Below are 12,172 nucleotides of genomic sequence, written 5' to 3'. Positions count from 1 at the left end.
GTGCCTGACGGAGGCGGACAGCCTGTTTAGCTGTTACGCCCGTGGCGACTATGCAAGACACATTGAGAATCACCGAAGTTTTTTACTCGTTGCAGGGTGAAACGCGGACTGCCGGGCTGCCCACTGTTTTTGTGCGCCTTACCGGTTGCCCATTGCGTTGTCAGTACTGCGACAGCGCCTACGCGTTCACTGGCGGCACCATTCGCCCGCTCGACGATATCCTCGAGCAAGTGGCCGGTTTCCGCCCGCGTTATGTCTGTGTCACCGGCGGCGAGCCGCTGGCACAACCCAACGCCATCCCATTGCTCAAGCAGTTGTGCGACGCCGGTTACGAAGTGTCATTGGAAACCAGTGGTGCACTGGATATCTCGGCGGTAGATCCACGCGTCAGTCGCGTCGTCGACCTGAAAACGCCTGGTTCGAAAGAAGCTCATCGCAACCGCTACGAAAACATTGAATTGCTCACGCCCAACGATCAGGTGAAGTTTGTCATCTGTTCGCGGGAAGACTACGACTGGGCGGTCTCCAAGCTGATTCAGTACGGTCTGGACCAGCGTGCCGGTGAAGTCCTGTTTTCGCCAAGTCACCATGACCTGAATGCTCGGGATCTGGCCGATTGGGTGGTAGCGGACAACCTGCCCGTACGTTTGCAATTGCAGCTGCATAAATATCTTTGGAATGACGAGCCGGGGCGCTGATATGACTGAACACACCAACACTGCTGAAAAACGTGCGGTCATCCTGCTGTCCGGCGGCCTGGATTCGGCGACGGTCGTGGCCATGGCTCGGGCTGAAGGCTACAGCTGCTACACCATGAGTTTCGATTACGGCCAGCGGTCCCACGCCGAATTGCACGCCGCCGCGCGTGTTGCCCGGGATCTGGGTGTGGTCGAACACAAGGTGATCGGCCTGAACCTGAACGGCATCGGTGGTTCGGCACTGACCGACAGCAGCATCGATGTGCCGGAAGAGGCGGGCGAAGGCATTCCGGTGACTTATGTGCCGGCGCGCAACACGGTGTTCCTTTCTCTCGCCCTCGGCTGGGCCGAAGTGCTCGGTGCGCGTGACATCTTCATTGGGGTGAACGCGGTGGATTATTCCGGTTATCCGGATTGCCGCCCCGAGTTCATCGAGTCCTTCGAACGCATGGCGAACCTGGCCACCAAGGCCGGCGTGGAAGGCAACGGCTTTCGTATCCGGGCGCCCCTGCAAAACCTGAGCAAGGCACAAATCGTCGAGGCGGGTGTGAAGCTGGGGGTCGATTACGGCCTGACCGTTTCCTGCTATCAGGCCGACGATAACGGTCGTGCATGCGGCAAGTGCGACAGCTGCAGACTGCGCGCTGAAGGCTTTGCGGCGGCCGGAATCAGCGATCCAACACCTTATTTTTGATTTATTTCAAATTAGGTGTTGAATAGTCCTTAAAAATCAGTATTATACGCGCCACCACACAGCGGGTCGTTAGCTCAGTTGGTAGAGCAGTTGGCTTTTAACCAATTGGTCGTAGGTTCGAATCCCACACGACCCACCATTTTTGTAGCAGTTTTAAAAGTCTGGAAGGCCCACGCAAGTGAGGATTTCCGGATTTTTTTTTGCCTTCGATTTAAGGTCAGCCCAGTTCAGGGTTGCTCCCCGTGACGCAGGTCAGAATCATCTTTTGCATCCACACGATATTCTGTAGCCTTGCGCAGCTTCAACGCTGTCCGTGCCTGATGATACTCACTCTCCCGGCGGTACCCTCAAGTGGTCCGGAGCCGGGTGTATACTCGACTTTCGCGCAAATGCGCCTGCAGGTCTTGCGAACATGACGCAGATTTCCGAACGCCTTCTGGTTCAAGCTCACCTCGATGCCAAGCAGCCCAAGCCGCTGACGGTCGAGGAGGAGGCCTATTATCGTGCTGCCATCGCCGCGGAGCTCAAGGCTCAGGACGCGGTGCTGGTGGCTCACTTTTATTGTGACCCGGTCATTCAGGCCCTGGCTGAAGAGACCGGTGGCTGTGTCTCCGATTCTCTGGAGATGGCCCGCTTCGGCAATGCCCATCCGGCCAAGACCGTGGTGGTCGCCGGTGTGAAGTTCATGGGCGAAACCGCCAAAATCCTCAACCCTGAAAAACGCGTGCTGATGCCGACGCTGGAGGCGACCTGCTCGCTGGACCTGGGTTGCCCGGTAGATGAGTTCTCCGCGTTTTGCGACCAGCACCCGGAACGTACGGTCGTGGTGTATGCCAATACATCGGCCGCCGTCAAAGCCCGTGCGGATTGGGTGGTGACTTCAAGTTGCGCACTGGAGATCGTCGAAAGCCTGATGGATAACGGCGAAACGATCATCTGGGGGCCGGACAAGCACCTGGGCACTTATATCCAGCGCCAGACCGGAGCGGACATGTTGCTCTGGGACGGTGCCTGCATCGTTCACGAAGAGTTCAAGTCCAAGCAGCTCGAAGACATGAAGGCGCTGTACCCGGACGCGGCGATTCTGGTGCACCCGGAATCCCCGACGTCGGTGATCGAGCTGGCGGATGCCGTGGGTTCCACCAGCCAGTTGATCGCGGCGGCACAAAGCCTGCCGAACAAGACACTGATCGTCGCCACCGACCGCGGCATCTTCTACAAGATGCAGCAGTTGTGCCCGGACAAGGTGTTCATCGAGGCGCCAACCGCCGGTAACGGCGCGGCGTGCCGCAGTTGCGCACACTGCCCGTGGATGGCGATGAATACGCTTGAGCGCACGCTGAAGGCCTTGAAGGAGGGAGCGAACGAGATCTTTGTTGATCCGGCGTTGATCCCTCAGGCGATTCGCCCGCTCAAGCGCATGCTCGACTTTACCCAGGCGGCGCGGATGAAGCTGGCCGGGAACGCCTGATAGCTGTCAGGCAACTGAAAAACCTGTGGGAGCGAGCCTGCTCGCGAAGAGGGAGTGTCAGCCGACATAGTGTTTGCTGACACACCGCTTTCGCGAGCAGGCTCGCTCCCACAGTCGTTTTACGCCATATGGTTATTTGGTTTTTTTCGGAATTCGCACCAGCTGGGTGCCCGAATAGATGTCATGCCAGCTGCGTTTCTGTTTATCGAACAGCGACCAGATGAAGCCGAGGCCTACAAACAGCAGCGAGGCGATGGACACGACAAAACGCAGCAGCGCTTGCCACAGGCTGATCGACGAACCGTCGGCGTTCTGCACGCGAATGCACCAGACCTGCATGCCCAGGGTCTGCCCCGACCAGGTCCAGAACTTGGCAAAGAAACCGAACAGCACGAACAACAGCACCGTCGACAGCAACGGATCGCCGTCCAGCGCGCCGGATTCGGTCAGGGTGCGCATCCTGTCTTCGCCGATGATCGCCATCTGGATCATCTTGTAGAGGCCGCTGGTGACGATCAGCAGGGCGGTGCACAACAGGAAGTCATAAAACATCGCTGCCAGGCGACGACCCAGGGTCGCGGCGGGAAAGTCGCCCTGTGGTTTGAGCAGGTGTTTCGACATGGCAGGGCTCTCGGCGAAAAAGAAGCCATTTTACGGATTTACGCGCACAAAAAAGCCCCTGATGTCAGCATCAGGGGCTTTTTCGTAACAGAAGGTTAGGCTTCTGCTTGAACTTCGTCAGCCTGCATGCCTTTCTGGCCTTGCACAGCGATGAAGGTCACTTTCTGGCCTTCTTTCAGGCTCTTGAAGCCGTTGCCCTGAATAGCGCGGAAATGCACGAACAGATCCGGACCGCTTTCTGGAGTGATAAAACCAAAACCTTTCTCGTCGTTAAACCACTTGACGGTACCGCTCTGACGTTGGGACATTTCTTATTTCCTTTGACGCAAAAAATTAATGACAGTCTCTTTCTCATGAAAGAGTACTGGGGCTGGTTGCAGGAGAGTAAGAAGACGTCGAACGGGATGTAGCTAACTTGTAGGCTACTGCCCAGGTCACGATTCCAAGCGACCCATGCAAACACAGTGAACAAACTCTACGCCAACTACGGCAGAAAAAACAACCCCCTGTGGGAGGCCCGGATTTGCTCGGGTTGATGGCACTAGTCGGTCCACTAGAGCGGTCTTATTCACTTGCTGGGTTCAATTGTTTTCGATCGTTATAAGCAACGTTCATAAACGAAGCTTAGAGCCAAAGAGATGCACTGTTTTATGGCGGTTGCGTTACACATTAGTGCACTGTTAACGCAACCGCGTTACTTATAGAAACAGTCAATCAGCCACGATAGTAGCGTTGTGGAACAAATGGCATTTTGCTTACAAGCAAAGGCACCTTTTTCCCTCGGACGATGGCCCATACCGGCGTGTCGATGGCGATGTAAGCGCTGTCGAGGTAACCCATGGCCAGTGGAGCCGCCAGAGTCGGGCCGAACCCGCCGCTGCAAACGGTGCCAATGATGTCGCCTGCTTCGTTGACGATCTCTGCGCCTTCGCGCACAGGCGTGCGTTCCTGTGGCAGCAGGCCTACGCGTTTGCGGCTGACACCGCCTTGCTGCTGGGCGAACACGGTTTCAGCGCCCGGGAAGCCGCCGGCACGCGCGCCATCGGCACGACGAGGCTTGGAGATGGCCCACAACAGGCTGGCTTCGATCGGGGAGGTCTCGGTGTTCATGTCGTGGCCATACAGGCACAGGCCGGCTTCCAGGCGCAGGGAGTCACGCGCGCCAAGGCCGATGGCTTCCACTTCCGGTTCCGCCAACAGGGCGCGGGCGAGGGCTTCGGCATTGGCGGCCGGTACGGAGATTTCGAAACCGTCTTCACCGGTGTAACCCGAGCGGCTGACGAAACAGTCCACGCCCTGCAGTTTCACGCGGGCGAACTGCATGAAGGTCATCTTTGCCACTTCCGGCGCCAGGCGCGCGAGCACGGTGACGGCCGCCGGGCCTTGCAACGCCAGAAGGGCGCGCTCTTCGAACAGCGGCTCGATGCTGCACTGATCGCCGATGTGCTTTTGCAGGTGCGCCAGGTCCTGATCCTTGCAGGCCGCGTTGACCACCAGGAACAGCTCGTCATTCCCCAGGTTGGCGACCATCAGGTCATCGAGGATGCCGCCGGTTTCGTTGGTGAACATCGCGTAGCGCTGCATGCCGACTGGCAGGTCGATGATGTCCACCGGCACCAGGGTTTCCAGGGCCTTGGCGGCGTTGGCGCCGGTCAGGCGGATCTGGCCCATGTGCGAGACATCGAACAGCCCGGCCTGATCACGGGTGTGCTGGTGCTCTTTCATCACGCCCAGCGGGTATTGCACCGGCATGTCGTAGCCGGCGAACGGCACCATGCGGGCGCCGAGTTCGATGTGCAATGCGTGCAACGGGGTTTTCAACAGTTGTTCGGTGGACATATACAGCTCCTGAAAAAGTAGGCTGATGCGCGCATCAGCACTCGATAATGTTGACCGCCAAACCGCCACGGGCGGTTTCCTTGTATTTGCTTTTCATGTCGGCGCCGGTCTGGCGCATGGTGCGGATGACCTTGTCGAGCGAGACGAAGTGTTGACCGTCGCCGCGCAGGGCCATGCGTACCGCATTGATGGCTTTCACCGAACCCATGGCGTTGCGCTCGATGCAAGGCACTTGCACCAGCCCGCCGATCGGGTCGCAGGTCAGGCCAAGGTTGTGTTCCATGCCGATTTCGGCGGCGTTTTCCACTTGCTGCGCGGTGCCGCCCAGCACTTCGCACAAGGCACCGGCCGCCATGGAGCACGCCACGCCGACTTCACCCTGGCAGCCGACTTCGGCACCGGAGATCGAGGCGTTCTCCTTGTAGAGAATGCCGATGGCGGCGGCGGTCAGCAGAAAACGCACGACGCCGTCTTCGTTGGCGCCGGGAATGAAGCGCATGTAGTAGTGCAAAACGGCCGGGATGATGCCCGCTGCGCCGTTGGTAGGCGCCGTGACCACACGCCCGCCGTTGGCGTTTTCCTCGTTGACCGCGAGGGCATACAGGTTGACCCAGTCCAGCACCGACAGCGGATCGCGCAGGGACGATTCCGGGTTCTTGCACAGTTGCCGATGCAGCGCTGCCGCGCGCCGCTTGACCTTCAGCCCACCGGGCAGGATGCCTTCGTTGCGGCAACCAGCGTCGACGCAGTCCTGCATCACTTGCCAGATTTTCAGCAGGCCGGCGCGGGTTTCCGCTTCCGGGCGCCAGGCGCTTTCGTTGGTCAGCATCACCTGGCTGATCGACAGACCATAGGTGGCGCAATGACCGAGCAGGTCCTTGGCGCTTTTGAACGGGAAGGTCAGTGGTGTCGCATCTTCGACGATGCGGTCGGCGCCGGCGGCGTCCTCATCGACGACGAAACCGCCGCCGACCGAGTAGTACTCGCGGCTGCGGATCTGCAGGCCCGCCGCGTCGAATGCGCGAAAGATCATGCCGTTGGGGTGATAGGCCAACGGTTTGCGAATCATCGCCAGGTGTTCTTTCTCGTTGAACGCAATGCTGTGTTCGCCGAGCAGGTTCAAGCGACCGTTGCCACGAATGTCTTGCAGACGGGCGGCGACGGTTTCGGTGTTTACGGTGTCCGGGTGTTCGCCTTCGAGACCGAGCAGTACGGCCTTGTCGCTGCCGTGTCCTTTGCCGGTGGCGCCGAGCGAGCCGTAGAGCTCGACTTTGACGCAGGTGGTTGCCGCCAGCAGCCCTTCACGGCGCAAGCCTTCGACGAAACGTGCAGCGGCGCGCATCGGGCCGACGGTGTGGGAGCTGGAGGGGCCGATGCCAATCTTGAACAGGTCGAACACGCTTAGCGACATGGTTGTTCTCCGGTTTCTTGTTATAGGAATTGGCGGAAATCCGAGGCTATACACGGTCCCCTGTAGGAGCTGGCTTGCCGGCGATGACGATCCGTCAGTCACCTCAGTGGTGACGGTCAGGCCCTCATCGCTGGCAAGCCAGCTCCTACAGGGTTTTGTAGCGTTCTTGAAAATGGGGGCGAATCAACCGCCCCCTATAGATCAAGCGTAGCTTTCGATCGACGGGCAGGCGCAGACCAGGTTGCGATCACCGAAGACGTTGTCGACGCGACCGACCGGCGGCCAGTATTTGCCTTCGATCAGCGACGCAACCGGGTACACCGCTTGCTCGCGGCTGTACGGATGACTCCACTCGCCGACCAGTTCCGCCGCGGTATGCGGGGCGTTTTTCAGCGGGTTGTCTTCCTTGTCCAGCGTGCCGTTTTCCACCGCGCGGATTTCTTCGCGGATGCGGATCATGGCGTCGCAGAAGCGGTCCAGCTCTTCCTTGGATTCGCTTTCGGTCGGCTCGATCATCAACGTGCCGGCCACCGGGAACGACATGGTCGGGGCGTGGAAACCGAAGTCGATCAGGCGCTTGGCAACGTCATCGACGCTGATGCCGCTGCTGTCTTTCAACGGACGCAGGTCGAGGATGCATTCGTGCGCCACCAGGCCGTTGCTGCCGGTGTAGAGCACTGGATAGTGCTCTTCGAGGCGACGGGAAATGTAGTTGGCATTGAGGATCGCCAGTTGCGAAGCGCGCTTGAGGCCCGCGCCACCCATCATGCGAATGTACATCCAGGTGATCGGCAGAATGCTCGCGCTGCCGAACGGTGCCGCGCAGACCGCGCCTTCCTTGCGTTCCATCTGGGCGTGGCCCGGCAGGAACGGGGTCAGGTGCGATTTCACGCCGATCGGGCCGACGCCCGGGCCGCCACCGCCGTGGGGGATGCAGAAGGTTTTGTGCAGGTTCAGGTGGGACACGTCGCCGCCGAACTTGCCCGGTGCGCACAGGCCGACCATCGCGTTCATGTTGGCGCCGTCGATGTACACCTGGCCGCCGTTGTCATGAATGATGCCGCAGATTTCGCGGATGCCTTCTTCGAACACGCCGTGGGTCGACGGGTAAGTGATCATCAGCGCGGCGAGGTGTTCGCGGTGCTCGATGGCCTTGGCGCGCAGGTCTTCGATGTCGACGTTGCCACGGGCGTCGCAGGCGGTCACGACCACACGCATGCCGGCCATATTGGCGGTTGCCGGGTTGGTGCCGTGGGCGGACGACGGGATAAGGCAGATGTCGCGACGGTCTTCGCCACGGCTCTGGTGATAAGCACGAATCGCCAGCAGGCCGGCGTATTCACCTTGGGAACCGGCGTTCGGTTGCAGCGAGATCGAGTCGTAACCGGTGGCGGCGCAGAGCATCGCTTCCAGTTCGTCGGTCAGTTGCTGGTAGCCGGCGCTTTGCTCGGCCGGAGCGAACGGGTGCAGGGCACCGAATTCAGCCCAGGTCACCGGGATCATTTCGCTGGCGGCGTTGAGCTTCATGGTGCACGAACCCAGCGGGATCATGGTGCGGTCCAGGGCCAGGTCCTTGTCGGCGAGCTTGCGCAGGTAGCGCATCAGCTCGGTTTCCGAGTGATAACGGTTGAACACTGGGTGGCTGAGGATCGGCGATTGACGAACCAGCGCGGCCGGCAGGGTGCTTTGCACGGAAGCGGCGAGGGCGGCGAAGTCTGGCAGCGCCTTACCGTCGGCGAACAGGGCCCACAGGGTTTCGATGTCAGCTTGCGCGGTGGTCTCGTCGAGGGACAGGCCCAGGCGTTCGCCATCGATCACCCGCAGGTTGATCTGCTGTGCACGCGCCTTGTCATGCAGCTTGGCGGTGTTGGCGCCGGTGTTCAGGGTCAGGGTGTCGAAGAAGCTGGCTTGCTCGACGGTCAGGCCCAGTGCGCTCAGGCCTTTGGCGAGGATCGCGGTCAGGTGATGAATGCGGTTGGCAATCTGGGTCAGGCCTTTCGGGCCGTGGTACACGGCGTACATGCTGGCGATGTTGGCCAGCAGAACCTGCGCGGTGCAGATGTTGCTGGTGGCCTTCTCGCGGCGGATGTGTTGCTCGCGGGTCTGCATGGCCAGGCGCAGGGCCGGCTTGCCGAAGCGGTCCACGGAGACACCGACCAGACGGCCCGGCATGTCACGCTTAAACGCATCCTTGGTGGAGAAGTAAGCCGCGTGCGGGCCACCGAAGCCCAGCGGCACGCCGAAGCGCTGTGCGCTGCCGATGGCCACGTCGGCGCCGAACTCGCCCGGCGGGGTCAGCACGGTCAGGGCCAGCAGGTCGGCAGCCACGGCAACCAGAGCGTTGGCCGCGTGGAAGCGTTCGGTCAGCTCGCGGTAGTCGAAGACGTCACCGTTGCTTGCCGGGTATTGCAGCAAGGCGCCGAAGAACGGCGTCACGTCGGTCAGTTCCAGCTCGTCGCCGACCACTACGTCGATGCCCAAAGGCTCGGCACGGGTGCGCAATACGTCGAGGGTTTGCGGGTGGCAATGAACCGAGGCGAAGAATGCGTGGCTGCCCTTGTTCTTGCTCAGGCGTTTGCAGAAGGTCATGGCTTCGGCAGCGGCGGTGGCTTCGTCCAGCAGCGAGGCGTTGGCGATCGGCAGGCCGGTCAGGTCGCTGATCAGGGTCTGGAAGTTCAACAGCGCTTCGAGACGGCCCTGGGAAATTTCTGGCTGGTACGGGGTGTAGGCGGTGTACCAGGCCGGGTTTTCCAGCAGGTTGCGCAGGATCGGCGACGGCGTGTGGGTGCCGTAGTAGCCCTGGCCGATGTAGGTCTTGAACAGCTGGTTCTTGGCGGCGATGCCTTTGATCAACGTCAGGGCGTCGGCTTCGCTCAGGCCGTCTTCGAGGCCGAGGACGCTGGTGCCTTTGATGCTGTCCGGAATGACGCTGGCGCTCAGGGCTTCCAGGGAGTCGAAACCGAGGCTGTTGAGCATCGCTTGCTCATCGCCGGAACGCGGGCCGATGTGGCGCGCGATGAATTCGTTGGCGGTGGTCAGATTAACTTGAGTCATGTTCGTGCTCCTCAGGCTTCGGCGTTGGCTTTGATCAGACGGTCGTACGCGTCCTGATCCAGCAGTTTGGCGACAGCCGAGGCGTCGGTTGGCTGGAAGCGGAAGAACCAGCCTTCGCCCAGCGGATCTTCGTTGACCAGTTCCGGGCTGCTGTCCAGCGCCGGGTTCACTTCCAGCACTTGGCCGTCGAGTGGCATGTACACGCCGCTGGCGGCTTTTACCGATTCCACGGTGGCGGCTTCTGCGCCTTTTTCGTAGGACTGCAGCTCAGGCAGTTGTACGAAAACCACGTCGCCCAAGGCGTTCTGCGCGAATGCGGTGATGCCGACGGTGACGCTGCCATCAGCTTCGGTACGCAGCCATTCGTGATCTTCAGTAAAACGCAACTCGCTCATGGAAACTCCTAAGGGGCCAGACTCGTCTGGTGGACGCGATTGAATGCTTGGGCATAAGCCCTGATTTATGCGGGGTTACTTAGCAAAATCGCGGCCAATTTGATTTTATTGTTTTAAATCAATTGGTTAGGAGTTTGTTTTGACAGTGCGTTTTTGAGGGGTGTAGCGAAATCGCTACAGTCGAGTGCGGACAAAAAAGTATAGGTGGATCAAAGCCTTGTGCTGCGGTGATCTCGCGAAGGTGTAGCGATATCGTTCCGCTGTAGCGCTTTCAGTACAGGTGGAGGTCGTTTTCAGATGCTCCACGGTCTGTAGGAGCCGGCTTGCCGGCGATGGCATCACCGCGGTGCAACTGACAAACCGAGGAGATGCCATCGCCAGCAAGCCGGCTCCTACAGGTCGAGGTTCATCGAAAGAATACGTTCGAACCAACAGCGATTACGGCTTGTTGGGGATGCCGTACTTGCGCAGCCGATGGGCAATCGCGGTGTGGGAAGTTTGCAGGCGGCTGGCCAGTTGCCGGGTGGAGGGGTAGCTGACGTAGAGTTTTTCCAGCAGGGTTTTCTCGAACTCTTCCATCGCCTGTTCCAGGCTGTCGACGTCGGTGTCGCTCTGGCGCGCCACGGAGGTGCCGGCGATGTCGAGGTCGCCGATGTCCACCAGGCTGCTTTCGCAAATCGCCGCCGCGCGGAAGATCACGTTCTGCAGTTGCCGCACGTTGCCGGGCCAACGGTTGCCCAAAAGCGCCGGGTAAGTGCCGGGTGCCAGGCGACACACCGGTCGCTGAATCTGCGCGCAGGCCTGCTGCATGAAGTAGCGCGCCAGCAGCAGAATGTCCTGGCCACGTTCGCGCAGCGGCGGGACTTCGACGTTCAGCACATTGAGGCGATAGAACAGGTCTTCGCGGAACGTGCCTTCGCTGACCATTTTTTCCAGGTTGCGGTGGGTGGCGCTGAGGATCCGTACGTTGACCTTGACCTCGCGGTCGCCACCGACCCGGCGGAAGCTGCCGTCGTTGAGGAAGCGCAGCAACTTCGCCTGCAAGTACGGCGACATTTCGCCGATCTCATCGAGAAACACCGTGCCCTGGTTGGCCAGTTCCATCAGCCCCGGTTTGCCACCGCGTTGCGCACCGGTGAACGCGCCGGGGGCGTAGCCGAACAGCTCGCTTTCGGCGAGGTTCTCCGGCAATGCCGCGCAGTTCAACGCCAGGAACGGCGAGCTGTGCCGCGCGCTGATGGCGTGGCAGGCGCGGGCGACGAGTTCTTTGCCGGTGCCGGTTTCGCCCTGGATCAACAGCGGCGCATCGAGCGCGGCCACCCGCTGGGCGCGGGCCTTGAGCGTGCGGATAACTGGCGATTCACCGAGCAGCGCATCGAACCCTTCGGCGTGGTCGTGGTGCAGCGCCGACAGGCGTTCGCCGATGCGGTTTGGCTGATAGAGGGTCAGCAAGGCGCCGGCGTCGGTGATCGGCGTGGCGTCGAGCAACAGGGTCTGACCGTTGACGGTAATCTCGCGCAGGGGCAAACGGAAGCCGTGTTCCAGCAGGGCGTCGAGCAGCGCCGGATCGGCGAACAGCTCCGCGACACTTTCACCGGCCGGTTCGCGACCGTACAACGCGATCAATGCCGGGTTGGCCAGGAGCACCTTGCCGGCGCTGTCCAGGGCCAGCACCGGATCGGTCATCGCCGCGAGCAACGCATCGAGCTGCAGGTGCCGGCGCTGACCGGGAAGGATGTCGACCACCGTCATGGCCTGCACGCCGCGCACGCTGAGCAGGGCGTCGCGCAGCTCTTCGAGCACGTCCGGGCTGAGTGTCGGCGCATCGATGTAGACGTTGGGCGGAACCATTTCCACCGCATCCAGATTGAGATTGCGCCCACCGAGCAGGGCCAGGACTTCCTGGGTAATGCCGACGCGGTCGATGAAGCTGACGTGGATACGCATGGGGCGGTTTTTGGTTCTGGAATGCGGAGGGTGGCAAGTATG

Annotated in this window: 10 protein-coding genes and 1 tRNA gene; 4 read left to right on the top strand and 7 right to left on the bottom strand. The window is 60.7% G+C overall.

What is annotated here, in order from left to right; translation table 11 throughout:
• Positions 1-50 precede the first annotated feature (50 nt).
• The 4 genes from queE (at position 51) to nadA (ending at position 2,863) form a co-directional block, all read left to right on the top strand.
• On the top strand, positions 51-698 hold the full coding sequence (gene queE / locus ACF6ZU_RS06025; RefSeq protein ID WP_392890952.1) for a 7-carboxy-7-deazaguanine synthase QueE: 648 nt from the start codon (positions 51-53) through the stop codon (positions 696-698).
• Position 699: 1 nt separating this feature from the next.
• The gene (gene queC / locus ACF6ZU_RS06020) at positions 700-1,392 is read left to right on the top strand and encodes a 7-cyano-7-deazaguanine synthase QueC (RefSeq protein WP_392890951.1); all 693 of its coding nucleotides are present in this window, start codon (positions 700-702) and stop codon (positions 1,390-1,392) included.
• A gap of 63 nt (positions 1,393-1,455) precedes the next feature.
• Positions 1,456-1,531, top strand: a tRNA-Lys gene (locus ACF6ZU_RS06015).
• Positions 1,532-1,804: 273 nt separating this feature from the next.
• Positions 1,805-2,863, top strand: a complete 1,059-nt coding sequence (gene nadA, locus ACF6ZU_RS06010; RefSeq protein WP_008027802.1) for a quinolinate synthase NadA — start codon at positions 1,805-1,807, stop codon at positions 2,861-2,863.
• A 132-nt stretch (positions 2,864-2,995) separates the two neighbouring features.
• Here nadA and ACF6ZU_RS06005 read toward each other — a convergent pair whose 3' ends face one another.
• From ACF6ZU_RS06005 to ACF6ZU_RS05975, 7 genes are all read right to left on the bottom strand, one after another.
• On the bottom strand, positions 2,996-3,484 hold the full coding sequence (locus ACF6ZU_RS06005; RefSeq protein ID WP_392890950.1) for an RDD family protein: 489 nt from the start codon (positions 3,482-3,484) through the stop codon (positions 2,996-2,998).
• 95 nt (positions 3,485-3,579) lie between these two features.
• The gene (locus ACF6ZU_RS06000; protein ID WP_007977299.1) at positions 3,580-3,792 is read right to left on the bottom strand and encodes a cold-shock protein; all 213 of its coding nucleotides are present in this window, start codon (positions 3,790-3,792) and stop codon (positions 3,580-3,582) included.
• A gap of 406 nt (positions 3,793-4,198) precedes the next feature.
• A complete protein-coding gene (gene gcvT / locus ACF6ZU_RS05995; RefSeq protein WP_392890949.1) occupies positions 4,199-5,323 on the bottom strand; it encodes a glycine cleavage system aminomethyltransferase GcvT in 1,125 nt (374 codons plus the stop codon).
• Between the two features lie 34 nt (positions 5,324-5,357).
• Complete coding sequence (locus ACF6ZU_RS05990; protein ID WP_392890948.1) at positions 5,358-6,734, bottom strand: L-serine ammonia-lyase; 1,377 nt, start codon at positions 6,732-6,734, stop codon at positions 5,358-5,360.
• A 201-nt stretch (positions 6,735-6,935) separates the two neighbouring features.
• Positions 6,936-9,788, bottom strand: a complete 2,853-nt coding sequence (gcvP, locus tag ACF6ZU_RS05985; RefSeq protein WP_392890947.1) for an aminomethyl-transferring glycine dehydrogenase — start codon at positions 9,786-9,788, stop codon at positions 6,936-6,938.
• Positions 9,789-9,799: 11 nt separating this feature from the next.
• On the bottom strand, positions 9,800-10,183 hold the full coding sequence (gene gcvH, locus ACF6ZU_RS05980; protein ID WP_392890946.1) for a glycine cleavage system protein GcvH: 384 nt from the start codon (positions 10,181-10,183) through the stop codon (positions 9,800-9,802).
• Positions 10,184-10,621: 438 nt separating this feature from the next.
• Positions 10,622-12,130 (bottom strand): sigma-54-dependent transcriptional regulator, encoded by a 1,509-nt coding sequence (locus ACF6ZU_RS05975; protein ID WP_392890945.1) that lies wholly within the window; start codon positions 12,128-12,130, stop codon positions 10,622-10,624.
• Positions 12,131-12,172: the final 42 nt, after the last annotated feature.

Origin of the sequence: Pseudomonas migulae, assembly GCF_043225285.1 — a bacterium.
Lineage (GTDB): Bacteria > Pseudomonadota > Gammaproteobacteria > Pseudomonadales > Pseudomonadaceae > Aquipseudomonas > Aquipseudomonas migulae_C.
Note: the sequence above shows the minus strand (reverse complement) of the source record. Positions and strands in the feature narration are given on the sequence as shown.